This window comes from Sphingomonas sp. JC676 (assembly GCF_014489075.1).
Taxonomy (GTDB): domain Bacteria; phylum Pseudomonadota; class Alphaproteobacteria; order Sphingomonadales; family Sphingomonadaceae; genus Sphingomonas.
This window is the reverse complement of record NZ_JACTGR010000001.1, coordinates 52,028-77,336: the sequence shown is the minus strand read 5'-3', so window position 1 is coordinate 77,336 and position 25,309 is coordinate 52,028. Positions and strand designations below refer to the sequence as shown.

Genomic DNA, 25,309 nt, shown 5'->3' with positions numbered 1-25,309 from the left:
CACTACGTCCGCGATCGAACAGGCCCCGCCAACCAACTCGGCCACCGAAAACGCGGAGCTTTATTCATGGGCAGCATCAAGAACAGCGGACACTGCGCACTGCAGGGCGGGCATCATCGGTTCCCCATTCACGGAAAAACTGCGATGCGCGGTCGATGGATCGCGATATCGGCGTCGATCCCGCTCGCGATGGCGTTGCTGCCGACGGTCGCGCGCGCGCAAACCGCGACGGTGTGTCGTGACGTCACGACCAACACGGGCAATGGGGCGTCTGCTTCTCCGGGCGGCGGATCAGGCGGTACGGCCTGCGGTGCCGCCGCGAATGCCGGTCCTGACGGAACGGCGCTCGGCTCGGGAGCGACCGCTGGCCAGAACGGCGTGGCCATCGGCTCGCAAGCCAAGGCGCCTGACTTTGGAACGGCGGTCGGCGCCGATGCGGAAGCCACCGGAAGCGCCAGCGTTGCAATCGGCGCACAGGCGAAAGCTACGGCCGATGGCAGCGTGGCGATCGGCGTCAACGCCGTCGCCGACCAGCCCTTCACGGTTTCGTTTGGGGCGCCCAATTTCGAGGTGCGCCTCGTAAACGTCGATGACGGCACCGCACCGACCGACGCGGTCAATCTCCGCCAGCTCGATACCGTCAGGAGCCGCACGAGATATGTCGAGATCAATTCGGCCGCGCCGGCCCCCGTGGCGAGCGGGACCGACGCAATCGCGATCGGCGGCTCGGCGATGGCGAGCGGATCCAGGTCGGTCGCGCTCGGCGACGGCGCGAACGCGCAAGGGGCAAACAGCGTTGCGATCGGCCCCGGTGCGTCGGCGACCCGCGCCAACCAGATCGCGTTGGGGACGGCCACTTCGACCTATCAGGCGCCGGGCCTGGGTAGCGCCGCGAGCGCCGCGGCTCAGTCAGGACCAACGCATTTCGTCACCGGCGACAGCGCGGGCAATCTCGCTTACTCATCGTTCGGCCCGTCCGACATTGACGCGCTGCAGGCCCGGACGGGAACCCTGGAAGGACAAGTGGGGCTGCTGACCCGCGACATCCGCCGCAGCTATGGCGGCGTTGCCACTGCGATCGCTTTGGGGGGCACCCTTCTGCCGCCCGACAGCAGGTTGGCGATATCATTCAACCTCGCCAATTTTCGCGGCGAGCAAGCCTTTTCGGTAGCGGGGGTCGTCAAGCTCAGCGACCACGCCTACGCCAATGGTGGTTTTGCCGGCTCCACGGTGAAAGGATCGACAGGTAGCCGGATCGGCGTCACATTCGGTTGGTGATCACTCACTCGATGCTGAGTGAAGGCAACGCGACCTCCAAGGAATATCCGGCCTGGATGCAGCGCCCACGCGACGTTTCGCCGAAGTCGCTGCTACGCTCACCACCGGGCGCGCCGGTTTGAAAGCGGATCAGGCCGCGTGCGCCGGAAACCCAAGACAGGCGCGAATGGCAAACTGATTTCGGCTCCAGGCCGCGCCCGCGGCCATGGCGAGAGCATGCAAAGCCCTGCGTTTCGGAACGCCAGCCGCGCCAAGTCGTTGGAACTTCGAAGGAGTTTACGATGGCCGATCCGATCGACAGCCCCGACCAGAACGTTTCCACCGAGCATCAAGCAGGCGCGCACTCGCCACGCGACAGACTCGACAGCGACCGGGAGACCGAAGGCGGGTTGGAACCAGCCGACGTCGAGGATCGGTCCAATGTTAGCACGGTCAAGCCCGAAGACTATCCCAAGGACCGTCCCGACGCCTGAGCCCCGAACCGAGGCGACGCCTCGCGGATTCTGCGCAACGCAAGGAGAGACCAATGACAGACAGCAAAACCGATGTGAGCTCGCCCGACCGCGACCGGATCAGCCTGGCGGAAGACTATGAGGTTCGCGACTGGAGCAAGAGCCTCGGCGTGAGCGAAGAGCGACTTCGCGAGGCGGTCGCCGCGGTTGGCAACTCGTCCGACAAGGTCCGCGAATATCTGAAGCAATAGGCAGTCCAGCGATCCCCGAGCTCGGGATGGCAATTGTAATGAGACGACAAGATGGCAAACGGTTGGGCGCCTGACGGCGCCGTCCAGGATCAGATCGAAGACAGTATCAACGACGCCCTGTCGAGCGCCCGGGCGCGCTTGCCGAGCGGAGAAGGCCTGGAGGAGTGCGAGGCATGCGGCGAGGAAATTCCGCCCAAGCGCCGCGCAGCGCTTCCCGGCGTGCGCACCTGTGTCCTGTGCCAGGCCGAGCGCGACAGGCGACCGAGCTTCTCGGGCATAAATCGTCGTGGCAGCAAGGACAGCCAGCTGCGCTGATGGCCACCCCCTATCCGGCAACCCCCGATGGCCGCTATTTTGTGGTGGGCGGAAGATTGTGGCGCGCGTCAAATCCTGGGCTGTCTGCGGCAGAACGCGAAACCCTGGTGGCCAAGCTCATGGATGCCCGCCGAGCCGTCGGAGCCGCGAAACGGTCGGGCGATACGACCGCCGAAGCGGGCGCGCGCGAAGCCGTCGATGCGGCCAAGCGAGCTCTTGGCGAACGCGGCGCAGTATGGTGGAGCGACGGCGCGCCGGATCTCAACCGACATATGGCGCGTAACAGCCGCTATGCCGACTGGTACGCCGCCATTGCGGTCGGGGCCGAGGAATGAAGATGCTGCGGCAGGTGACGACGACGGTGGAGGTTGCGACATCGCATCAAGGACTGATCGAAGTCACGCAGTCGATTGCGGCGTGGCTCGATGAAACCGGCTTCGGCGAGGGCCTGCTCACCGTCTTTTGCCAGCACACTTCGGCATCGCTTCTGATCAACGAGAACGCCGCGCCGGAAGTCCGCTCCGATATCGAAGCCTATTTCACGCGTGTCGCGCCCGAGGACCCCGATGCGTATATTCATGACGACGAGGGGCCCGATGACATGCCGGCGCATCTGCGCACCGCCCTCACCCAGGTGCAGCTCTCCATCCCGGTGATCGGGGGCCGGCTCGCACTAGGTACCTGGCAAGGCATCTATCTGTTCGAGCATCGCCGTCGGCCACATCGGCGCAGCCTCGTGCTCCACCTCCTCGGCGACTGATGGAAAGTCCCACCGCTGCTGATCGGACCAAATCCATGCCCAACGACGATGTGCGGAACAACATAGCAGCCAACCGCTACGAACTGGACACCGAGCAGGGAACAGCGTTCTCCGACTATCAACGGCGCGACGGAGCGATCACCTTCACGCATACGGTCGTCCCTAAAGCGCTCCAAGGGCGCGGGATCGCCAGCCGCCTCATTGCCGGTGCGCTCGCCGACGTGCGAGCGAAGCACCTCAAGGTCGTACCGCTCTGCGAATTCGTGGCGGCCTATATTCAGCGGCATCCGGAGGAACAGGATCTCCTGGCCGCCCGGACGTCCGGCTAAGCATGTCTCGACGCAGCGCAGGCCTTCTCCTCTATAATCGCCGCGAGGCTGTCCTGTTGGTGCTGTTGGTCCATCCCGGCGGCCCTTTCTGGCGGAACAAGCAAACGGGCGCATGGCAGATCCCCAAAGGCCTGATCGACCCGGACGAAGATCCCCTCACCGCCGCGCTGCGCGAGGCAAGCGAGGAACTTGGCACCGACTTGGGGAAGCGCGGAGCGGGAGCCTTTCCCCTTGGTGAGGTTCGTCAGGCGGGCGGCAAGCTGGTCGAGGCGTTCGCGCTCGAAGCTGAACTCGACGCAGAAGCTATTGTCAGCAACCGCTTCGAGATCGAATGGCCGCCACGGAGCGGAAGGCGCCAGTCATTTCCGGAAGTCGATGCCGCGCGATGGTTCACAATTGGAGAGGCACGAGCGATGATGCTGCCGAGCCAGCTGCCATTGCTGGACCGCCTTGAAGACCGCGCACCTCAAGCGAGCCCGAAAGCGGCGGACGGTTAGAGGTCAGCTAGCGCGGCCGTCGGGGCTACCGGAACGGGAGCGCAGACACCGCGAAACAGCGGAGGAGGAACCGATTTGTGCAAGCAAATGGAGGGGCCGCCGGCCTTGCACAGGCGCGACGCCTGCCGCCACACCGGGAAGATCCAAGGCGAGCCTCCCCTCCACCTGCGAAACCCGGAAGGTATTGCTGCGTTATAGCTCTACGAGGTCGAGGGGGCACAGGTCGCCTTGGAGGAGACCATGTCCGGCCAGAACAGCATCGAAGACCGGGTGTATTTCGCGCGGCGTGCCCTGCAGGAACTCGCCATGGCCGAAAGATGCACGATGCGATGCGCGGCGCTGGTGCATCTGAAACTCGCCGCGGAATATCAGCGCCGCGCCAAAGGCGCCGAGTCCGTGCCTGTCGAGCGCCGGGGACTGGAATTGGCCTAGGCGTACCTGGTCGAGGCCCCTGCCCGCCCGACGGCTTTGGTCTTTTCAAAACCCGATGCGGGCAAGCTAGCTATTCGATGGCTGTTGGTCGGCGGCCAGCAACTCCTGGGCACGCACGGTCAGCTTGTTCGCCTCCTCGATCAGCTGGGAGGCGAATTCAGCGGAGCGCTCGCGAAACGCGAGCGTCCTGCAATTCGCTGCCTGTCGCATTAGGTTGAGGGCACGGTTACGCGAACGCGGCGAGGACATCATGCCGGCCAAAACGGGCAAGGCAAAATCGGGTTCCTCGCTCTACCGTGTGCAGGAATGCGACTCTCGCGTCCACCTGCCGCACATCGGAGTCGGGGCGGCCACCTCGATTGCGCGAACCGTGGACGTCGCCTATTCGCAGCGCGTGGAAATGATCGAACCGAGGCTGTCTGGAGCCGGCCGGCGCCCCAAGATCGAAAACAGGAAATGAGCGCGCTCGACCGGGTGCGCGCGCTGATAACGCGCCTCGCGCCCGCCCCGATCTGCGACGATTGCGTGACCGAGAAGCTCGACCTGTCGTCGCGCGAATATGCCAATCAGAAAACCCGCGAGCTCGCCGGCTCGGACAGGTTCGAGCGGCGGCGCGACATATGCTCGATCTGCTATGGCGAAAAGCTGGTCACGCGTCGTAACCACCTCTGAGGCCAGCGACGGCCATCGGCCCGGCGCCCTTTGCGACGAGAGCACGGCGCGTGGAAGCGGCGAGGCACAACGATCTCGAACGCCCGGCGACGGCACGGCACGGGCCAGCAGGATCTGAAGGATGCCGCGCTTGCGCACCGTCCGCAACAAGTCGGTCACGTCGGGCATCCTGTCGTGCCGCATGTTCGTCCTGTCGATGGACAGGTTGCCCAGCGCCATGAAGTCGAGTTTCATCTGCTTGCTCCTTAGGGGGTGCCGGTCCCTGCCCCTCCCTCCCCCCGAGACGATGGCGGGACCGGCTAATTCGGCGGCGAACGGCCCACGGAACCAGATTGGACGCCCCTCACCCCATTGTCAGGGACGGCAACGGAACCCACGCAGCGGCGTAAGGCCCCGACGCTCGATCGCGATCGTCGGCCGTTCGATGACGAACGACAAGGCAGCCGGCGCCCGGTCAAGGAACACCAAATTCCTGCAATCGTTGGAATTCCGTATCCACAAGGAGCCCAACAATGCTCGGCACAATCCTCATCATCATTCTCGTCTTGGCGCTGGTCGGCGCGCTTCCCACCTGGGGGCACAGCCGGAGCTGGGGCTATGGGCCCTCGGGCGGTCTTGGACTCATTGTCGTTATCCTCATCATCTTGCTGGTGCTCGGCCGGATCTGAACATCCGGCCCGGGTTTCGCCCGCCGAACGGCGGCACCGCTGCGGCATGGTCCGATATCCAGGCGATGCATGTCACCGAGAGGGCGCAGGAGCGAAGTATGCGTGACCGTTCGGGCGTGCCTGCCGCGGACGATCCATACGCAGACATATGGATTTCATGCAGCTGCCGGAACTACTGGCCCATCCGTTTCAGCTTCGCTTCGTTTACAGCCGAGTTGGGAGTCGACCGCGTCATTCGATTAAGGATCGTCCGCAGTCTGGAGGCGGCGTTGCGGTATGCCTGCCACCGCGTGCGCCGGGCACTGCGCGTACCATAGGATGCCGGCAAATCGAGTTTGAGTTGCTCTCCTGCAATCAGAGCCTCGATGATCGCCCACGCATCACGGACCCCCTCGGCCCGTCCCGCTCGGAATTCGGTACCTTCCATTCTACCCTTTCCACACCGGGGCCGCCGGCGACAGCTTATGATGCGCAGCACCGGTCGTGGCCTTCGGTCAGGCCACCCGGCGCCTATAACCCGCGCCGATCCTGGTGGTTCAGCCGGTTGATCGTGCGGCGTCCTCCGTTCAATGGCTGCGCACACGGCGCTCGGCCTCGGCCTTGCCGCGCAACGCGCCCAGTCTTCCAGGAGCGAGAGCCAAGGTGGCATCGAAGGCCTGCAGCGCCTCCCTGGGCTTCCCGATCGAGAGATAGAGCTCCCCAATTACTCGCGCGCGGGCACGATCGGGCCGGGCGTGAAGGGAAGCTTTTCGAGCCTGTCTTTTCCTTCCGCTGCGACGGTCAACGCGGCGATCGCAGCCGCCTCGTCGCCCATCCCGGCAGAACGCCAGGCCGGTGCGGACTTCAGCAGCGCGTCGGTCTGGGTCGCCCAATAAGCGTCCTGCGCGACAAGCAGGGCGTCGCGGCACGCCTCAAGCTGGCGCTGTCTGCATCGGCCGGGCCCCGTGCATGGGCGCGCCGCGCCGCGGCTTCGGTCAAGATCGGTTTCCTCGCCCGAGAGCTGCTTGGCGAAATCCCCCGACTGTTGATGACGGACTAGACCGCCTCCCCGATTCTCGACGTCTGAGATATCGCCTTCGAAATATGCGTGATGTGGAGGCCGAGTCTGCCTCACCGGACGAGACGACACGCAGGGGGATATTTGCGCGACCCCCGGGCTGCCATTGATGCGACGGGTCCGGGGTTGGTGGGCCCTGGGCCCGCGGCCGCTATCCAGCGCGTCGCATCATCCGCGCTACCTGCGCGCCGGCGAGTAAGACGAGCGGCGCCACGGGCTGTCTCGGCGGAGGGCTGAGCGAGGCGAAGCAGAAAATCGGTCATCGCGTCCCGATCCACCGCTGGCGAAAACAAATAGCCTTGTCCGAGAAGACAGCCAAAGGCGGCGAGCTGGGCCGCCTGGCTCTCGGTCTCGATCCCTTCCGCAACGACACGGATGCCGAGCTTGTTGGCTATGCCCTGAAGCCCCTCGACGATAACACTACTCGGGGTTCCGGGAGAGAGGTTGTCGACAAAGCTCTTGTCGATTTTCAAGATATCGACTGGGACGGTCAGCAGATGCGTCAGCGATGCGAAGCCAGTTCCGAAGTCGTCGAGCGCCACGCGGAGGCCGAGCGCGCGCATCGCCTTGATCTCGCGCGCAATGACATGGTCCCGGCGCCCCATATAGACGTTCTCGGTGATCTCGACGATGAGATGCTTCAGCGGCACATCCGCCGCCGCGAACGCGGCGCTCAGCTGACCGCCGAGTTTGCCGCGGTGAACGTCGGCGTAAGAAACATTCAGCCCGACATGCTGGATGGGTATCCCGAGATCAAGCCAGTTTCGCAGGTCTGCGACGATGCGGCCAAGCATGCACTCGGTAAGCGCGCAGGCGATCTGCGCGTCTGACGTCGCGTCACTGAACGCCGCGGCGGGAATCACGTCGCCGGCAGGTGTGATGATGCGGCACAGCGCCTCGACCCCGACGATCTCGCGCGTGTCGAGACGGACGATCGGCTGATAATATGCCTCGACCCTATCCTCGCGCAGCGCTGCTCCTAGGTCCCGGATGGCGGTGAGTCGTTTGGTGATCGCCGTTCCGATGCCGGGCCAGTAGCGGACAAATCCGCCCCTGCCGGTTTCCTTGGCGTGGTACAGGGCAAAATCGGCATTCTGCCGCACGCTGTCGGGGGTGGCATCGCCATGCGCCAGCACGGCGCCGCCGATGGTTGCCTGAGGCGCGATAAGGTGTCCGGCGCACAAAGCGGGCTCGACCAGGCAGTCGAGGAGTTCTTGGGCGGTACCGAAGATGTCGCGAAGCGCTTCGGGCGCCTGCAGGATGACCGCAAATTCGTCGCCCCCGATCCGGAAGGCCTTGGCCGGCACCGCGTTGATCGCCAGACGAGATGCCACCTCCCGCAGAAGCGCGTCCCCTACATGATGCCCGAAAGTGTCGTTGGTCACTTTCAGATTATCGAGGTCGAGGACCATGATGGCCCAGGCAGCCGGCACGTCGCACGGCAGGCTGGCAAGCGCCCGATTGAAGGAGGCGCGGTTGAGGAGACCGGTAAGCTCGTCAATATTGGCCTTGCGCTCGTGCTCGAGTGCGCGATCGTGGCGCTCCATGGCGATCGCGCAAAGGTGGGTGCACGTGGCAACGACCTCCCTCTCCACGTCGGTGGGGCCGCGCCGCTCCCGATAGTAGAAGGCGAAGGTCCCGAGAACCGTGCCGTTCGCACCGAAAATCGGGCTCGACCAACAGGCTTTCAGTCCCAGCTGCGACGCATGGTGCTTGAACTCCGCCCATTTCGCGTCGTTCGCGATGTCTGTGACGGCGACCGGCGTCCGCAAATAGGCCGAAGTGCCACAGGAACCGACGTCCGGTCCTATCGCAATGCCATCCAGCGCGGCAGAGTAATCGGCCGGCAGACTTGGCGCCGAGAGCGGGTGCAGGAGACGGGCACGATCTACTGTCAGAACCGAGCAGATGACGTCCGGCAGCAAAGCCTCGACCTGAGAGCAGAGCCGGTCGGTGGTCGACGCAAGAGGGCTTCCCTTTGCTATCATCTCCAGAATGATGTTTTGAAGGTCAAGCACGGCAGGCCAATCCGGACGGAGCTATCCTCCAGCTAGACCGAATATCGTGAACACCGGATGATGTGTTTAGGTCAATTTTCAGTAACTATAGCGAAAGGATGCCTGGTGTTTCGACATTCGTCAGGGATTTGTCGTGATGGCCGTCTAAAGGTGAGGTGAACAACGTTTGCGTTATTCGGGCCGACATCGTCCCCGATGTCTTACGCGGAGCGTCTTCTTCATGACGGAATCAGGGAAGGTGCCGCAAGGGCGCGGCGGGAGATGGAGGTGCTATCCAACCGCAGAGCATCCCCTGCATGCGGCGCGCTTGGCGCGACCGAGAGGGTCGCCGATCAGGACGCTGCGGCCTTAGTCAGCAATGCCATGAGCTGGCCCGGCGTGAACGGTTTCGTAAGCACGGGTGCGTCCAGTCCGCGCATCAATGCAGCATCGGGCTCTGCATACCCCGTTATGATCACGGCACGAAGGCCGGGACGAATGTCCCGCAATTGTCGGATCAGCTCAGCGCCCGACAGGCGTGGCATGGCATAGTCACTGAGGATCAGGTCGAATTCGAAAGGCGCCTGGGTGACCATTTCGAGCGCGATCGAACCGTCATTGGCCTGGGCGACACTATGACCCAGATCCTCCAGCATGGCGGCGGTCGTTGCGCGTACGGCGTCATGGTCGTCGACCAGCAGGATGCGCATCCTCACAGCCGGTGCCTCCGCGCCGTCGACCGTCGCTGGGGAAACGGGCGCCTGCGGCGGCTTCTCATCGACGGGCGCGACGGGAAGCCATAGCTCAACCTGCGAACCGACACCCACTTCGCTCCGGATCCGCATCGCGCCACCGGATTGCTGCGCGAATCCATAGACCATGCTCAGACCAAGCCCGGTTCCCTTGCCGATAGCCTTGGTGGTGAAGAAGGGCTCGAGCACCTGATCTAGCAGTTCCGGCGCGATGCCGCAGCCGGTGTCGGCGACGGTGAGCACGACATAGTCGCCGCTCCGGAGCCCACCATCGGGTTCCACTTCGGTGACATGGCGGTCCGCCGCATGCACGCTGACCGCACCGCCTTCCGGCATGGCGTCGCGGGCGTTGATGATGAGATTCATCAGCGCCAGTTCCAGCTGCGCCGCGTCGGCATAGGCTTTGCCAATACCGGGATCGCAGTGCCAGGATAGCTCGACCAGCCCGCCCAAAGTGTGGCTAAGCAAGTTGGAAACCGATATCGCCAGGTCGGCGATATCGACAGGTGCCGGCTCGAGTTTCTGGCGCCGCGAGAATGCAAGCAGATGCTTGACCAGCTCGGCTCCCTGATCGGCGGCGTGCCGGGCCATCTCGAGTACCTTGCGGTTTGCCTCGTCGAGCGGAACGCGCCGCTCGAGCAGGCCGAGGCCACCAAGCACCGCCGCAAGCAGATTGTTGAAGTCGTGCGCGATGCCGCCCGTGAGCTGGCCGATGGCATCCATTTTGCGGATCTGGTTGAGCTGGTCCTCCAGCTCCCTCCGTTCGGAGACGTCCAGCAACGTGCCCGCCAGCTCGACGGGGTTGCCGGCGCTGTCCTGCACGATGACGGCCTGGTCGAGAAAATGGCGATAAGCGCCATCGGCGCACTGCCAGCGATACTCGACCGAAAGGGAGCGGCCGGCGCGCCTTTCGGCGAGTGACCTGACCACACGGTCGCGGTCGTCGGGATGCAAGCGTGTGGCCCAGAGGTCGGGTGACGTCTGGACCGCCTCGAAACTGAAGCCCGTCATTGTCTCGAATGCGCCGCTTACATATTTGGGAACGCGCGGCTCCGCGGTCAGGTCCTCGAGATAGAGGATGATCGGCAGCGATTCGATAATCGCCGCCTGACGCTGCTCGGCGAGGCGCAATTTCTGTTCGACCTGCAGCCGCTCGGCATTGGCGCGCAGATTGGCGTCGAGCAGCCGCTGCTCTTGGAGCGCCTTGCGCTGAATCTCCTTCGTCATGGTGAAGAGGTCGACAAACACGGCGACCTTGGAACGCAGCACCGCCGGCTCGACCGGCTTGAAGACATAGTCGACCGCGCCCATCGCATAGCCGTGCAGCAGGTGCTCGGTCTCCTTGTTGACCGCCGACAGAAAGATGATCGGAACGCGCTTGGTCTGCTCGCGCGCCCGGATCAGGCCCGCGGTTTCGTAGCCGTCGATACCTGGCATGTAGACGTCGAGCAGGATCACCGCGAATTCGTGCTTGAGCAGCTGGCGAAGCGCTTCTTCGCCCGAGTTTGCCACGACGACCTCGGCGACATCCTCGATGACAGTGGTGATCGCGAGGAGATTGCGCTCGTCGTCGTCGACGACGAGCACGCGGGGTCGATCGATGTCGGGTCCGGCAACCGCCGGGGGGACCTGACCCGCCACGGTGGTTTCGGCCTCGGTCAGGATGGCATCGGGATTGGGAGACATCGGCTCAGCTGCGCTCCGCCACGATCACGTCGCCCGAACGCTGAACCTCGCGCGAGCGCCCGATCCAGACGCGCAAGAGAGCGAGCATGAGGTCGATGTCCACTGGCTTGGCGATATAGTCGGATGCGCCGGCATCGAGGCATTTCTGCCGGTCGCCTTTCATCGCCTTTGCCGTGACCGCGATCAGCGGCAGGTCGGTGAGCTCGGGACGCTGCCGGATCTGCTGCATCGTTTCATAGCCGTCCATCTCCGGCATCATAATATCGATCAGCGCGATATCGATGCCGGGCGTCTGCTCCAAGATCAGGATGCCATCCTTGCCGCGCTCGGCGTGGAGCACCTCGACGTCGTAGCTCTCGAGCACGCTGGTCAACGAGTAGATGTTGCGGATATCGTCGTCGACGATGAGGATCTTGGTGCCTGCAAGCTCCGGGACCGCGCGGGCCTGAGGCAGCGGTTCGGCCGCGGGCGGCACGATCTTGACGATGTCGGGCGCCGCGCTCACCCGCTCCGCCAGATCGAGAAAGACGGTCTTGAGCGCAGCGTCGTCCGCCGGTTTTTCCGTCACGCCGAGCGCACCCAGCGCGGTCGCCTGCGCCAGCCTGTCGGCCCCCGAGATCACATGCACCGGAATATGCCTGGTCTGGGGATCATGCTTCAGCAGGTCGAGCAGGACGAACCCATCGATGTCCGACAGCCCGAGGTCCAGCGTTATCGCGCCAGGCTGGAGCTTTCGGGCCATGGCGAGCGTGCCCGCGCCCGCTGACGAGACGACGCCCTTGAGCCCGGCACCGCGCGCGATGTCGAGCAGGATGGGCGCGAAAGTCGGATCGTCCTCGACGATCAGGACGAAGCCATGGCCCTCAAGCGTATCGCGATCGTCGGTCAGATCGAAAGGAGCCGGCAACGCGTTGGGCACGAGCGCCCCATTATTGTCGTACCGAGCGACCGTCCCCTCATTGCCGCTCGACGGCGGCGCGATCGCCTGGAGCGGGACGAAGAGCGTGAAGGTCGAACCCTTGCCGGGCTTCGAGCGAACCTGCAGTTCGCCGCCGAGCAGGCGGGCGATCTCGCGGCTGATCGACAGGCCTAGCCCGGTGCCGCCATATTTGCGGCTGGTCGTGCCGTCGGCCTGCTGGAACGCCTCGAAGATGAGCTTCTGCTTGTCCTGAGGAATGCCGATGCCGGTATCGGTCACCGCGATCTCGATTGCCCGTTCCGCCCCGCGCAGGACCGGATGGTTGGTGCTCCAGCCGCTGTCGGCCGAGCGAACGGCAAGGGTGACGGAACCGTGCGAAGTGAACTTGAACGCGTTCGAAAGCAGGTTGAGTACCACCTGCTGGAGGCGCTTCTCGTCGGTGCGGATCGCCGCGGGAAGCCCGGCATCGAACGCCACGACAAACTCCAGATTCTTGTCGGCCGCGAGCTGGCGGAAGGTGCGCTCCATGTGCTGGCGAAGGCTCTGCATCGGCATCTCGCCGATCTCGATCGACACCGTCCCCGATTCAATCTTCGACAAATCGAGGATATCGTTGATCAGGTTGAGCAGGTCGGACCCGGCCGAGTTGATCGTGCGTGCGAACTCGACCTGCTTGTCGTTGAGATTGCCCTGCGGATTGTCCGACAGGAGCTTCGACAGGATGAGCAGCGAATTGAGCGGCGTGCGCAGCTCATGGCTCATATTGGCGAGGAACTCGGACTTGTACTTCGAGGTCAGCGCGAGCTGCTCAGCCTTTTCCTCCACCGCGCGGCGCGCCATCTCGATCTCGAGATTCTTGGCCTCGACCTGCTTCTTTTCGTTCTCGAGCAGCTGCGCCTTTTCCTGCAGCTCCTCGTTGGTAGCGTGCAGCTCCTCCTGCTTGGTGGTGAGCTCGGTCTGGCGGGCCTGCAGTTCCTGCGTCAACAGCTGCGACTGCTTGAGCAGGCCCTCGGTGCGCATGGTCGCAGCGATCGTGTTGAGCACGATGCCGACCGATTCCATCAGCTGATCCAGAAAGGTCTGGTGGGTCTCGTTGAACTCGCTGAACGAGGCGAGCTCGATCACCGCCTTCACATCGTCCTCGAACAAAGCGGGCAGGATATTGACGTTGGACGGCGCGGCATGGCCGAGACCCGAGCCGATCCGGATGAAGTCCGAAGGCGCATTCTCGAGCAGGATCGGCCGCTTGTCGGCGGCGGCCTGGCCGACCAGGCCTTCGCGCAGGCGGAACTCGGGTTTGAGCGCATCGCGGCTCTCGGCACCGTAACTGGCGGCGAGCTCGAGCACGGTCTCGTCGGCGTCGCGCTTGGTGGCGACATAGAAGACGCCGTACTGTGCGTTCACCAGCGGGGCGAGCTCGGACATGATCAAGTTCGAAACGGTTGTCAGGTCGCGCTCGCCCTGCAGCATGCGCGAGAAGCGGGCGAGATTTGTCTTGAGCCAGTCCTGCTCGGCATTCTTGAGAGTCTGATCCTTCAGGTTTCGGATCATCTCGTTGATATTGTCCTTGAGCGCCGCCATCTCGCCCGACGCCTCCACCGCGATCGAGCGTGTAAGGTCGCCCTTGGTCACCGCCGTCGCCACGTCCGCGATCGAGCGGACCTGGTTGGTGAGGTTCGCCGCGAGCTGGTTGACGTTGTCAGTCAGATCGCGCCACAGGCCCGCGGCGCCGGGCACGCGCGCCTGGCCGCCGAGCCGGCCCTCGATACCGACCTCGCGCGCCATGTTGGTGACCTGGTCGCCGAAGGTCGAAAGCGTGTCGATCATGAAGTTGATTGTCTCGGCGAGCGCCGCGATCTCCCCCTTGGCGTCCACGGTCAGCTTGCGCTTCAGATTGCCCTGGGCAACTGCGGTCACAACGTCGGCGATGCCACGCACCTGGTTGGTGAGGTTGGTCGCCATCAGATTGACGTTGTCGGTGAGATCCTTCCACGTGCCGCCGACCCCCGGCACCTGCGCCTGACCACCCAATTTGCCTTCGGTGCCGACCTCGCGGGCCACGCGGGTGACCTCCGAGGCGAACCCGTTCAGCTGGTCGACCATGACGTTGATGGTGTCCTTGAGCGCGAGGATCTCGCCTTTCACGTCCACGGTGATTTTCTTCGACAGGTCGCCCCGCGCGACCGCGGTCGTCACGTCGGCGATGTTGCGGACCTGGCCGGTGAGGTTGTCGGCCATGAGGTTCACGTTGTCGGTGAGATCCTTCCAGGTGCCGGCGACGTCGCGCACCTGCGCCTGACCGCCCAATTTGCCCTCCGTGCCGACCTCGCGGGCCACGCGGGTCACCTCTGAGGCGAAGGAATTGAGCTGATCGACCATGGTGTTGATCGTGTTCTTCAGCTCGAGAATCTCGCCCTTCACGTCGACGGTGATCTTCTTGGACAGGTCGCCCAATGCGACGGCGGTGGTGACCTCGGCGATATTGCGGACCTGGCCGGTCAGGTTGGCGGCCATGGCGTTCACATTGTCGGTGAGATCCTTCCACGTGCCGCCGACCCCAGGCACCTGCGCCTGTCCGCCGAGCTTGCCTTCCGAACCGACCTCGCGCGCCACGCGCGTCACTTCCGATGCGAACGAATTGAGCTGATCCACCATCACGTTGATGGTGTCCTTCAGCTCGAGAATCTCGCCTTTCACGTCCACGGTGATTTTCTTCGACAAATCGCCGCGTGCCACCGCGGTGGTAACTTCCGCGATGTTGCGGACCTGGCCGGTCAGATTGCCGGCCATCAGATTGACATTGTCGGTAAGGTCCTTCCACGTGCCGGCGACGCCCTCGACCTGCGCCTGGCCGCCAAGCTTGCCCTCCGATCCGACTTCGCGCGCGACCCGGGTCACCTCGGAGGCGAAGCCGTTCAGCTGATCGACCATGACGTTGATCGTGTCCTTCAGCTCCAGGATCTCGCCCTTCACATCGACCGTGATCTTCTTCGATAGGTCGCCGCGCGCGACCGCAGTGGTAACCTCGGCGATGTTGCGCACCTGTCCGGTCAGGTTCGCCGCCATCAGGTTCACATTGTCCGTGAGATCGGCCCAGGTGCCCGCGACGCCGGGCACCTGGGCCTGGCCGCCAAGATTGCCCTCGGTGCCGACCTCGCGTGCCACGCGGGTCACTTCCGAGGCGAAGCCGTTCAGCTGGTCGACCATCGTGTTGATCGTGTTCTTCAGCTCGAGGATCTCGCCCTTCACATCGACCGTGATCTTTTTCGACAGGTCACCCAGCGCCACCGCCGTCGTGACTTCGGCGATGTTGCGGACCTGGCCGGTAAGATTGTCGGCCATGAGATTGACGTTGTCGGTGAGATCCTTCCACGTGCCTCCAACGCCCGGCACCTGCGCCTGGCCGCCCAATTTACCTTCGGTGCCGACCTCGCGCGCCACGCGGGTCACTTCGGAGGCAAAGCCATTGAGCTGGTCGACCATCGTGTTGATCGTGTTCTTGAGCTCGAGAATCTCGCCCTTTACGTCGACCGTAATCTTCTTGGACAGATCGCCGGACGCCACCGCCGTCGTGACCTCGGCGATGTTGCGTACCTGGCCGGTAAGGTTGTCGGCCATCAAATTGACGTTGTCGGTGAGGTCCTTCCATGTGCCGCCGACCCCGGGCACCTGGGCCTGGCCACCCAATTTGCCCTCGGTGCCGACCTCGCGCGCGACCCGCGTCACTTCGGAGGCGAAGGAGTTGAGCTGGTCGACCATCGTGTTGATCGTGTTCTTCAGCTCAAGGATCTCGCCCTTCACCTCGACGGTGATCTTCTTCGAAAGATCGCCAGAGGCGACAGCGGTCGTGACCTCGGCGATGTTGCGGACCTGACCGGTGAGATTGGTCGCCATCGCGTTCACATTGTCCGTCAGATCCTTCCAGGTGCCGGCGACACCGCGCACCTTGGCTTGGCCGCCGAGCTTGCCCTCCGTACCCACCTCGCGCGCCACGCGTGTCACTTCCGACGCGAACGATGCGAGCTGCTCGACCATCGTGTTCACGACCTTGCCGATGCGCAGGAATTCGCCGCGGAGCGCCCGGCCGTCGATCTCGACGGCCATCGACTGGGATAGATTGCCCTTGGCGACCGCACCGATCACGCGCGCGACTTCGGCGGTCGGCTGGACCATGTCCTCGATCAGCTCGTTGAGTGCGCGAAGCTTGGCCTCCCACCCGCCCGTGGCGCCACGGACATGTCCGCGCTCGGTGATCTTGCCTTCCTTGCCGACGACGCGCGACAGCCGTTCGAACTCGTTGGTCATCTGCTCTTCGAGGCTGACCACCTCGTTGAACAGCAACGCAATCTCGCCATCGGTCCCCGCCAGGTCCTCCGGCAGGCGAACCGAAAAGTCGCCGCGCCTCAGGCTACGGAGCGCGGAGACGAGCTGACGGCGATCGAGAGTATCGGGGCTGATGTCGGCCTGCACCAAGGTCTCCTAACATTGTCCCTCCCTGTGTCCGTATGACCCCCCCGGCCTTACGCGCTGACATAGCAAAGCTTTTCGGTCTGTCGCACGAAAAATATCGGTTCGTCGCACGCTGGAAACCGCGTCCGTGTCCCGAACCGGAAGGGATTACGAGCGCGGCGGGCGGCGGGCATAGCGCAATTTGGGAGTCGTGCCGGCGCGTGCCTGGACGGCAGGAGGCCGCGACCTTTATCCGTTCGAGTTTCCTTCGGTATGGTCCTTCGAAGTTGCCGTGCCTTTTGCGCAAACATCAGGATCGATCCTGGACCCGCGAGAATATCATGCCGCCCGCTGCAGGGATGTCAGGTACATGGGCCCTTGTCCGGCGAAAACCGAGGCTGTTGCACTGGTCGGACCTGCACCGCATACAAATTGGCCCCGCAATTCGGCCCATCAGGACCGAATGCGGTAGAGCTCGTCGAGGCTCGTTGCGATGGCAGAAACTTCGGAACCGCGACGCTGTTTCAAGGTTTAAAAGGTAAGAAGATCAACCGCGTGGGAGGCGGAGATGGCGATGCACGTTGTGGACGCTTATCCTGTGGAGGGCTGCCGGATTTTGGTCGTCAAATCCGGTACGAACGTCTGGGTTGCCACAGGTACCTTCATGCGCGAAGACCTCTCGGTGACGGCGCGCTCGGAGCATAGCGCAGTGGCAGAATGGAAGAATTTGGCCGAATTCCGATACGAACTCGGGCGGAGGCGGCGCGTAGGCGCAAATGCGCCCAGAGCGAGTCATGCCCGACGGGGCCGACCTAGTTCCCAGATCGGTAAGCGCTCACAAGTTGCCGGGGCATGAGCGTTCCGCCAGGCGCCGGGCGGGCTTTCACATTCTGTTGTGCGCCGCATTGCTGAGACGGCGATTGTCTAAAGCCGCTAACGGTCGGTGCGCAAAGGCGCCCCAGGCATATCGCGCTGAGACTTCCCACAACCGCGACTTAGGCCATCCCGTCCCAGTGGCTCTTCAGGTGTAGCGAGCCAACCGCACCGTCCCTTTCTATTTAGACTCGACCTTGATGTCTGCATCGATCTTCTTGGTATCGCCGTTAAGCAGGCTCTGCCCGAACAAGAAATATGCGACCACGAGGATGGCAATGATGCCAGCCACCACTGCGATGACGGTGCCCGCGCCGCCACCGGTCTCCACGACCGTTGTCTTATCATCAGCCATTTGACCGTCCCTTACTGGTTGTTGATCCGTAACCCATGCGGGCGCGATGCAGTTCCGCGCCTGATCGCCCTCAACCGCGGATAACTGAACAGTACCGAAATGGGACATGCTTCACCTCAAATAGTCGGAACAAAATGTCCAGTTAAGGGTCTCACGCCAATCCGACGAATAATCAGTCAAACAGGGAGATTTCATATGGTGATGAAGAGCTTTGCGCTGGCACTTGCCGTCGCGGCAAGTGTGACTGTTGTTTCCGCGCCCGCGCACGCGCAGACTTATTTCGGCCCGGCCGACATGAATATCGCGTTCGGGCCGGACGGGTCGATCTCGGCGAGCTTCGGCCAGTCTGGAATCGTCGCCGGCATGTTCCAGCATATCTATCAGTTCACTTTGCCCCAGAACGGGACCGCCAGCGGCTCCATCACCACGAGCGCGGTGACATTCCAGGGCGTGGACGATCTGGATCTGCTCTCGGTCTTCTTCAACGGCGTACAGCTGACCGGGATCACCGAGAGTCTGAACGAAGTAGTCTTCGCCAATGCGGTTCCGATCTTCGCGGGCCAGCTCAACGAGATCGTGATCAACGGCGAATCTCGGGGCAATGGCTCGTACGGCGGCCAGGGCGTGTTCGTTCCGACGGCGGTTCCGGAGCCCGCGGCATGGGGCATGCTTATCGCCGGGTTCGCGTTTGCTGGTTTCGCAACGCGGCGCCGTCCGACTGTCCGCGTTCGCTACAGCTAGACAACCGATATCGCGGGAGTGGGCCGCATGGCCACTCCCGCGATCAGTCGTAACCAAGGCCGCCCGACCGTTTCAAGCAGTTCCGCCGGCCTTCACGCCGCATCGGCATAGGTTCGGTCGAGCAACAGGCGCAGCTCCTCCGCTGGAACTGGCCGGCTAATGAAATAACCCTGTGCCAGATCGCATCCGATGGCCCTCAGGAACGCGAGACATTCGGCATCCTCGATGCCCTCGGCGACCACCTTGAGCCCAAGCTCGTGCGCGAGGTTCACTGTCGATCGGACGAGGACACCGTCACCGCGATTCTGATGGGCGAACTGAACGAAGCTTCGGTCGATCTTGAGCTCGTTCAGCGGCAATTTCTTCAGATAGCTCAACGTCGACTGACCGGTGCCATAGTCGTCCATCGAGATGGAAATCCCGAGCGCCTGGAACGACTCCAGGGCCGCCACTGCTCCTGCCGGATCGATCATCGCTGCGGATTCGGTCACTTCGAACGTCAGAAAGCTTGGCGCTATGTCGCTCGATTGCACCAAGCGCCGCACCTCGGCAATGAAGTCGGGAGCGGACAGCAGCTTGGCCGACAGATTGACCGCGCCCGTGACGGCATGGCCGCATGACTGCCACTGCTTCAGATCCGCGATCGTCTGCGCGAGGACATGCAGAGTCAGGCCTGCAATGCGGTCGTTGCGCTCCGCCAGGGGAATGAAAAGGTCGGGGCGCAGGAAGCCGCGGGTCGGATGCTGCCACCGAACGAGAGCCTCGACGCTGCTGATCCTGTTTGCCTTCAGATCAAGCTTGGGTTGGTAAACGACCTGGATCTCGTTGTTGCCGATGGCTTCGTCGAGTTCGCTGAGCAGCGACAACTCCCGATCGACGGCCTCGTCCTCCTCCGCGTGATGGAAGCGCCAGCTTTCGCCGGCCGCAAGAGCCCGGTCCGCGGCCAGAGCCGCGTTGGCCAGTACATGGCTTGCGCGCTCGCCTTCGTCGGCGAAGCCCATTGCCAGCGCCACATCCACCCGGCGCCCATTCACTTCGAGCGGGCTGAGCATCGCCGCCCGCAGCGCAGCCATCCGCTCCTCCAATTGCTCCCGATCGTAGCAGCGCCACGCCAGCATACGGTCCTCGATCCGATAGATGGTGCTGCCCTCTGCGACCAAAGCGATCCGCTCGGTCACGCGACGGACCAATGCCGCGGTTCCCGCGTCTCCCAGGACAGCGGCAAGCTTGTCGAAGTCCGCAATACGGGCCGCGATCACACCCGCCCCCTCATAGCTGTGGAGCGCGTCGCGAAGCGCCACGCGGTTCGGGAGACCGGTCTCGATATCGTGGGATCGCCGGCGATGCGCCGCGGCGACCAGGCGCATGCCAACGCTTACGACACCGGCATAGAGGATAACGACCATCGCGGGTACGATTGGGAACGACAACCGGAAAGCCGAAGCGCAAAGCGTCGACACCACAAACAGCATCAGGGGTGCTGTGACGATCGCAAGCACGAGACCCAGCCGGGAGCGTTGACGCAGGATCAGCCAGGCAAGGCCCAGCGCAACGCACACCGGAACCGGCCAGCCTCCCTCGTGGGGCATCCCCGCGAGCAGCGTCTCCGCCGCCAGCGCCTGGATGACGACACCCGAAATGACACCGTGTCGCGGCACGCCGTATCGATCGCCCATCTCCACAGCCGTCGCGCCGATGACGATGGTCTTGCCGGCCAATTCGGACTGATTGAACTTGCCGTCTCGAATGTCGACGAAGCTATGCCGAGGTATCGTCTGGGGATCGATTGCAAAGTCGATTGGGAAATCCTGGCCCGCAGCACCATTGAGACCGGCGATCATCGCGGAAAGCGAAGGTCGCGGAAGTCCCCCGGTCATCGTTCCCACGGGCGCGCGCCGAACTGTACCGTCCGTGTCGGGCAAGATGCTCACCGCCGCGAGACTGGAGTGATCGCGCAGTTCGGGAATCGGCAGCGAGTCCGTCCAGCCCTGCTGCCCTCCCCCCGCTTCCTGGCCGAACGTCGGAAGGATGACCTTCCCGTCCGCCCGCTCCAGACCTGCAGCAAACGCCCCATCCTGGTCGGGCGTGGACTGAGATGAAAAATCGACGTCGAATACGATCGAGGCAACACCAGCTGAGCGCAACTGGTCGATCAAGCGCGCGTAATTGCTGCGAGGCCAAGGCCATCTGTCGATCGCCGCAATGCTTCGGGCGTCGATCTCGACGATATGGATCGTCCCGCTGGCCGCATGGCGACGTACGCTCCACTCCGCCTCGGCGAGCGAACGTTCCAGTCCGGCCCCTACGCCGACCGAACCGGCAACAGTCCCGGCAATGGCGCTGACCACCAACGCCGCGGAGCGCCAGCGACGTTGAAGCGCGTCGATGATCTTGGTGCCGCGATCGGTCATTGCGGATCGGTGTAGCGCGCTGAACCTAACAGGCGGTCAATGTCGGCCCTCGCGGTCCGGTCAGTCCTTGTCCTTACCCTTGCCGTTACCGTTCAATTTGCCGATGCCGATATGAAGGCCCACGCCGCCCGGCGAGATCCCTACATCGATGCCCGTACCGTTGCCGATATCGACGCCAATGCTCACGCCCGTTGAGCTTCCGCCAGGATGGCCGTTGCCGTTCGAACCGCTGTTACCGTTGCTGCCGGAATTGCCGTCGCCATTGTCGGCACCGTTGGCGTTCCCGTTCCCGCTCGAGCCGCCGTTCCCGTTGCCCGAGCCGTTACCGTTGCTGCCGGAATTGCCGTTGCCATCATCGACACCGTTGGCGTTGCCGTTCCCGCCCGATCCGCCGTTCCCGTTGCCCGAGCCGTTACCGTTCCCGGAATTGCCGTTGCCATTGTCGGCACCGTTGGCGTTCCCGTTCCCGCTCGAGCCGCCGTTCCCGTTGCCCGAGCCGTTACCGTTGCCGGAATTGCCGTTGCCATTGTCAGCGCCGTTGGCGTTGCCGTTCCCGCTCGAGCCGCCGTTCCCGTTGCCCGAGCCGTTACCGTTGCCGGAATTGCCGTTGCCATTGTCAGCGCCGTTGGCGTTGCCGTTCCCGCCCGATCCGCCGTTCCCGTTGCCCGAGCCGTTACCGTTGCTGCCGGAATTGCCGTTGCCATTGTCGGCGCCGTTGGCGTTGCCGTTCCCGTCCGATCCGCCGTTCCCGTTGCCCGAGCCGTTACCGTTGCCGGAATTGCCGTTGCCATTGTCGGCACCGTTGGCGTTGCCGTTCCCGCCCGATCCGCCGTTCCCGTTGCCCGAGCCGTTACCGTTCCCGGAATTGCCGTTGCCATTGTCAGCACCGTTGGCGTTGCCGTTCCCGCCCGATCCGCCGTTACCGTTGCCCGAGCCGTTACCGTTGCCATTGTCGGCGCCGTTGGCGGTGCCATTCCCGTTGGAGCCGCCGTTACCGGTGCTCGCGCCGTTCCCATTACCGTTGCTGCCGGAGTTACCGCTGCCATTGTCGGCACCGTTGGCGTTGCCGTTCCCGCCCGATCCGCCGTTACCATTGCCCGAGCCGTTCTCATTGCCGCCGGAGTTGCCGGTGTCAGCACCGTTGGCGTTGCCCGCCCCGTTCGAGCCACCGCTACTTGCACCGCTTCCGCTGTCGCTGGTGCCGGAGTTGCCATTCCCGTTGCCATTGCCATGCCCCCTCGAGCTGCCGCTGCCAGTATCGACCCCGCTGCCACTGCTACCGGCATTGTTGCTCGACGTGCCACTTCCGCTAGCGGAGCCCCCATTGCCGGATCCGGAAGAATTGTCGCCTGGAACGCCATTCGAATTCGCGACCTCGGCGCGCACCGCCGCAATATCAACACTTGCGAGTTGCGCGCCGCTATTGCCGCCCACCAGCCCATCGGTCGCTCGCCCAAGATCGATGGGCTTCGCCGAGATCGTCTCGGCGATCATTTGAGCACCCAAAGCGGCGTCGTCTGCTGCTTCGGATGCCGATGGTGTTGGCTGCGCGTCGGCGTCCGGCACGGGCGTAGCCGGCGCCTGGATTGCCGGCGGTGCAGCCGGTGAAGATGGCCGCTCCGGAGAGTCGATGTTGCGCGTGTCCTGGCCCTGAACGGTCAAGCGATAGCGATCGGCCGCCGTGACGGTCGCGACGATGCCGGGACGAATGATCTCGGCAGCACCGCCGTCGAACGTCGAAGTTTGAACCGCGCCTTCCACGACCTGCAGCGAAGCGCCCTCGGTCGTAACGGTGATGGAGAAGGTCGTCCCTTTCACCACGGCCGCGAGATACGGGGTCCGCACCCCGAAATGCGGGATGGGCTTCTTTTCGATCTGGAAGACGGCATTTCCCCATTCCTGGAGGACGTCGAACTTCCCTTGCTTCTGATCCGGTGTCGGAATTCGAATGCGGCTCGAGGCAGCAACCGTGACAAAGTCCTTGCCCCGAACCACCACAGCTCGCGAACCGGGACCGGTGGAGAGTGTGGCGCCGGCCGGGACCACCGTACCGCGCCGCGCAGGATGCGGCCCGCTTGTATCCTGGACAATGACCTTGCCTGCGGCTTCACTTACCGACCAGTTCGCCGTCTGCGCGACAGCAGCGTTCGCGAACAATAACAGCAGCGCCGCGACGGCCAGTTCGTAGACACGATTCATGCGGATTTCCCCGAATTGAATGGCCGGCGATAAGCTTCAGTCATTTCGGCAGTGTTCGTGGAACTGGTTAATTCCTTGAAGAACTTACGATTTCGTAATGGCTTGGTCGCAAGAAGCGGGTTCCTTGTTCAGGTGCCACTATGCGTCCAGCCGTGTTCCTCGTTACTCGAATCCTCCTTGTCGCGGTACTGCTGGCAGGGCAGCCCGCTGTGGCGCAGAACGTGCTGGACAGGGTGGAACCCAGCGCAGCATCTCGCGATCGAGTTCCCGATGAAACGAAAGACACCGAGCCGGCTGCACGCATCGAGGTCGACGCGCCGAGCGGTGCATCGGAATCCAGGGCCACGGTTCTGGCGGGCGCTATTGCCCTCGACGGGTTAAAGAGTCTGGGGCCGGCCGATTTCGCAGACATCGTCGCGGAGCGAGTTGGGGAGAGATTGGGGCCCGCGGATCTTGCGACGCTAGCGACGGCAATAGCGGATCGCATGCGCGCGCGCGGATTTGTCTTCGGGTCGGCCTGGATCCCGGTGCAGCGCATTCAAAATGGAGTCCTTCACGTCAGCATCGATGAAGGCCGAATTGACGAAATTCGGTTCGACGGGGAAAGCAACGCCGCAGTTCGAGCTGCGCTCGATCCGTTGGTCAACGGCAAGGCCGCGCGCCTTGACGATGTCGAACGCAGGCTGTTGATCGCCGGGGACATTGACGGAGTAGTGGTGCGCAGCACGCGATACGTGCGCGAACGCGAACGCGGCATCCTAGTCGTTCGTGTCACCACCGACCAGATTGCCGCGACGGCCACGTTTTCGAACGAGGGCACCAGGCCAATCGGCCCCGAACAGATTCGCTTCGACGTAGACCTGAACAGAGTCCTCTTCTCGAACGATGCCCTAATCCTCACCTATTCCGGGACCCCTGTGGAACCGCGCGAGCTCCAGTTTGGTCGGGCCCGCTACGGCAAGCGTATCGCTGACGATGGTACGGAATTGGCCCTTACCGCCTCCGGCTCGATCGCGCGGCCAGGCGCCTATCTCGACCGGCTTAACCTGGAAAGCCGAAGCTGGTTTGTCGGAGCGAGCGTGCTGCGACCACTCTGGCGCCGCCGCACCGCTAGCCTTTGGCTCGAAAGCGAGCTCGGACTGCGCAATCTCGACCAGTGGCGGGATCAGACTAGGGTCCGCCACGACAGAATCGCAACCGCGCGCGCGACGCTCTACGGCTATGGTAATATTGGCGGCGGCAGGCTTCGCGTCAGCACCACTCTCTCTCAGGGCCTCGGCATCCTGGGCGCGACCCGGGCAAGGGATCCGATGGCGTCGCGCTTCGATGCGGACGGGTCTTTCACCTCTTTCAACGCCTGGGCAGACTGGACGAAGGGTCTAGGGCGCGACTTCAGTTTCCGCGTCGCGGTGCAGAGCCAGCTGGCTACGCGCCCGCTTCTCATTGCCGAGGAAACAGGCCTGGGGGGCACGAGTTTTCTACGCGGATACGATTGGAGCGAGCGAACGGGGGACCAAGGCGCAATGGGCATGGTCGAGATCCGTTACCTCTGGAAAAACCCTCCCGCGATAATCAAGCGAGCGCAGATCTACGCTTTCGCCGACGCGGGCAGTGTGAGCAATCTGAGATCCGGGTTTGGCGGCGGCAGCTTAAGCTCCGCCGGTGCTGGGCAGCGGGCCGATATAGCCAAAAACCTTGGGGTGACGCTGGAAGTGGCAGTCCCGCTCTCGGGTCCGCGCTACGACACAGGCAACAGGTCGCCCAAGCTGAGTTTCCGATTGGTGCGATCGTTCTGAACGCAGCGCTCACCGTCAATTTGAGGAACCCATGACCAACGATTCTGGTTCTGCAGGTGCAAAAAGTCAGAAACAGGGGTCGATTTCGCTGATGGTTACCTTTGCCCTCGGCGATAACGCGTTGAAACCGCGGGGCGCCCCACGGCGCAAGGCGTTTCAGTGCATCACGATCGGAACCGCCGAAGGGGACACCCGGGCGCACATCTTGGATCTTTCTCGGTCCGGGGCGCGCATGCACGCCAGCGCACGACTGGAAGTGGGCGCCTCCGTGATGCTTTCTTCGGAGGTATTCCTGATAAAAGGCCGCATAGTTTGGACGAAAAAGCATATATTTGGCGTGCATTTTGAGCAGTCAATCTCAGATAGTGATGTAGGTCGACTGGCCGGCTAGATTCTCCGGGGGAACGCTTGCGGTGGCAA

The 25,309-nt window shown here is 63.5% G+C and carries 21 protein-coding genes; 14 read left to right on the top strand and 7 right to left on the bottom strand.

All coding sequences use genetic code 11. From position 1 onward, the window contains the following. Positions 1 to 144 precede the first annotated feature (144 nt). From IAG41_RS00360 to IAG41_RS00320, 9 genes are all read left to right on the top strand, one after another. The gene (locus IAG41_RS00360) at positions 145 to 1,278 is read left to right on the top strand and encodes a YadA-like family protein (protein ID WP_187726618.1); all 1,134 of its coding nucleotides are present in this window, start codon (positions 145 to 147) and stop codon (positions 1,276 to 1,278) included. Between the two features lie 281 nt (positions 1,279 to 1,559). Beyond that, on the top strand, positions 1,560 to 1,751 hold the full coding sequence (locus IAG41_RS00355; RefSeq protein ID WP_187726617.1) for a hypothetical protein: 192 nt from the start codon (positions 1,560 to 1,562) through the stop codon (positions 1,749 to 1,751). A 53-nt stretch (positions 1,752 to 1,804) separates the two neighbouring features. Continuing rightward, on the top strand, positions 1,805 to 1,981 hold the full coding sequence (locus IAG41_RS00350; protein WP_187726616.1) for a DUF3606 domain-containing protein: 177 nt from the start codon (positions 1,805 to 1,807) through the stop codon (positions 1,979 to 1,981). A 51-nt stretch (positions 1,982 to 2,032) separates the two neighbouring features. Then, positions 2,033 to 2,296, top strand: a complete 264-nt coding sequence (locus IAG41_RS00345; protein ID WP_187726615.1) for a DksA/TraR family C4-type zinc finger protein — start codon at positions 2,033 to 2,035, stop codon at positions 2,294 to 2,296. After that, positions 2,296 to 2,631: a hypothetical protein gene (locus IAG41_RS00340; protein WP_187726614.1), complete on the top strand. Its 336-nt coding sequence runs from the start codon at positions 2,296 to 2,298 to the stop codon at positions 2,629 to 2,631. The genes IAG41_RS00345 and IAG41_RS00340 overlap by 1 nt, the downstream gene beginning before the upstream one ends. 5 nt (positions 2,632 to 2,636) lie before the next feature. Further along, complete coding sequence (locus IAG41_RS00335) at positions 2,637 to 3,056, top strand: secondary thiamine-phosphate synthase enzyme YjbQ (RefSeq protein ID WP_410468067.1); 420 nt, start codon at positions 2,637 to 2,639, stop codon at positions 3,054 to 3,056. A 35-nt stretch (positions 3,057 to 3,091) separates the two neighbouring features. Then, positions 3,092 to 3,385: a GNAT family N-acetyltransferase gene (locus IAG41_RS00330; protein ID WP_187726613.1), complete on the top strand. Its 294-nt coding sequence runs from the start codon at positions 3,092 to 3,094 to the stop codon at positions 3,383 to 3,385. Between the two features lie 2 nt (positions 3,386 to 3,387). Further along, positions 3,388 to 3,882, top strand: a complete 495-nt coding sequence (locus tag IAG41_RS00325; RefSeq protein ID WP_187726612.1) for an NUDIX domain-containing protein — start codon at positions 3,388 to 3,390, stop codon at positions 3,880 to 3,882. A gap of 240 nt (positions 3,883 to 4,122) precedes the next feature. Continuing rightward, positions 4,123 to 4,314, top strand: coding sequence for a hypothetical protein (locus tag IAG41_RS00320; RefSeq protein WP_187726611.1), 192 nt, complete (start codon positions 4,123 to 4,125; stop codon positions 4,312 to 4,314). 381 nt (positions 4,315 to 4,695) lie between these two features. Here the strand turns inward: IAG41_RS00320 and IAG41_RS00315 are convergent, their stop codons facing one another. Continuing rightward, positions 4,696 to 5,220, bottom strand: a complete 525-nt coding sequence (locus tag IAG41_RS00315) for a hypothetical protein (RefSeq protein ID WP_187726610.1) — start codon at positions 5,218 to 5,220, stop codon at positions 4,696 to 4,698. Positions 5,221 to 5,498: 278 nt separating this feature from the next. On the opposite strand from IAG41_RS00315, the gene IAG41_RS00310 reads away from it, so the two are divergent. Next, the gene (locus IAG41_RS00310; RefSeq protein WP_187726609.1) at positions 5,499 to 5,654 is read left to right on the top strand and encodes a DUF3309 family protein; all 156 of its coding nucleotides are present in this window, start codon (positions 5,499 to 5,501) and stop codon (positions 5,652 to 5,654) included. Between the two features lie 569 nt (positions 5,655 to 6,223). Continuing rightward, positions 6,224 to 6,529: a hypothetical protein gene (locus IAG41_RS00305; RefSeq protein ID WP_187726608.1), complete on the top strand. Its 306-nt coding sequence runs from the start codon at positions 6,224 to 6,226 to the stop codon at positions 6,527 to 6,529. 235 nt (positions 6,530 to 6,764) lie between these two features. On the opposite strand, the gene IAG41_RS00300 is transcribed toward IAG41_RS00305, so the two are convergent. The 4 genes from IAG41_RS00300 to IAG41_RS00285 all read right to left on the bottom strand — a co-directional run bounded on the left by IAG41_RS00300 (position 6,765) and on the right by IAG41_RS00285 (position 17,742). Continuing rightward, complete coding sequence (locus IAG41_RS00300; RefSeq protein WP_187726607.1) at positions 6,765 to 8,729, bottom strand: putative bifunctional diguanylate cyclase/phosphodiesterase; 1,965 nt, start codon at positions 8,727 to 8,729, stop codon at positions 6,765 to 6,767. Positions 8,730 to 9,061: 332 nt separating this feature from the next. Then, on the bottom strand, positions 9,062 to 11,146 hold the full coding sequence (locus IAG41_RS00295) for a response regulator (protein WP_187726606.1): 2,085 nt from the start codon (positions 11,144 to 11,146) through the stop codon (positions 9,062 to 9,064). A gap of 4 nt (positions 11,147 to 11,150) precedes the next feature. Beyond that, a complete protein-coding gene (locus IAG41_RS00290; protein ID WP_316251057.1) occupies positions 11,151 to 16,535 on the bottom strand; it encodes a HAMP domain-containing protein in 5,385 nt (1,794 codons plus the stop codon). A 1,033-nt stretch (positions 16,536 to 17,568) separates the two neighbouring features. Then, positions 17,569 to 17,742: a hypothetical protein gene (locus IAG41_RS00285; RefSeq protein ID WP_187726605.1), complete on the bottom strand. Its 174-nt coding sequence runs from the start codon at positions 17,740 to 17,742 to the stop codon at positions 17,569 to 17,571. A 195-nt stretch (positions 17,743 to 17,937) separates the two neighbouring features. Between IAG41_RS00285 and IAG41_RS00280 the strand changes: the two genes are divergently transcribed. Then, entirely contained in the window at positions 17,938 to 18,483 is a 546-nt protein-coding gene (locus tag IAG41_RS00280) for an FxDxF family PEP-CTERM protein (protein ID WP_262408403.1), read from the top strand. A 92-nt stretch (positions 18,484 to 18,575) separates the two neighbouring features. On the opposite strand, the gene IAG41_RS00275 is transcribed toward IAG41_RS00280, so the two are convergent. After that, positions 18,576 to 20,894: a putative bifunctional diguanylate cyclase/phosphodiesterase gene (locus IAG41_RS00275; RefSeq protein WP_187726604.1), complete on the bottom strand. Its 2,319-nt coding sequence runs from the start codon at positions 20,892 to 20,894 to the stop codon at positions 18,576 to 18,578. Positions 20,895 to 20,954: 60 nt separating this feature from the next. Beyond that, entirely contained in the window at positions 20,955 to 23,093 is a 2,139-nt protein-coding gene (locus tag IAG41_RS00270; RefSeq protein ID WP_187726603.1) for a FecR family protein, read from the bottom strand. A gap of 152 nt (positions 23,094 to 23,245) precedes the next feature. Between IAG41_RS00270 and IAG41_RS00265 the strand changes: the two genes are divergently transcribed. Together IAG41_RS00265 and IAG41_RS00260 are read left to right on the top strand one after the other, a co-directional pair. Further along, positions 23,246 to 24,889 carry a ShlB/FhaC/HecB family hemolysin secretion/activation protein gene (locus IAG41_RS00265; protein ID WP_187726602.1) on the top strand — a complete coding sequence of 548 codons (1,644 nt, stop codon included), beginning with the start codon at positions 23,246 to 23,248 and terminating at the stop codon, positions 24,887 to 24,889. Positions 24,890 to 24,920: 31 nt separating this feature from the next. After that, positions 24,921 to 25,280, top strand: coding sequence for a PilZ domain-containing protein (locus IAG41_RS00260; RefSeq protein WP_187726601.1), 360 nt, complete (start codon positions 24,921 to 24,923; stop codon positions 25,278 to 25,280). Positions 25,281 to 25,309: the final 29 nt, after the last annotated feature.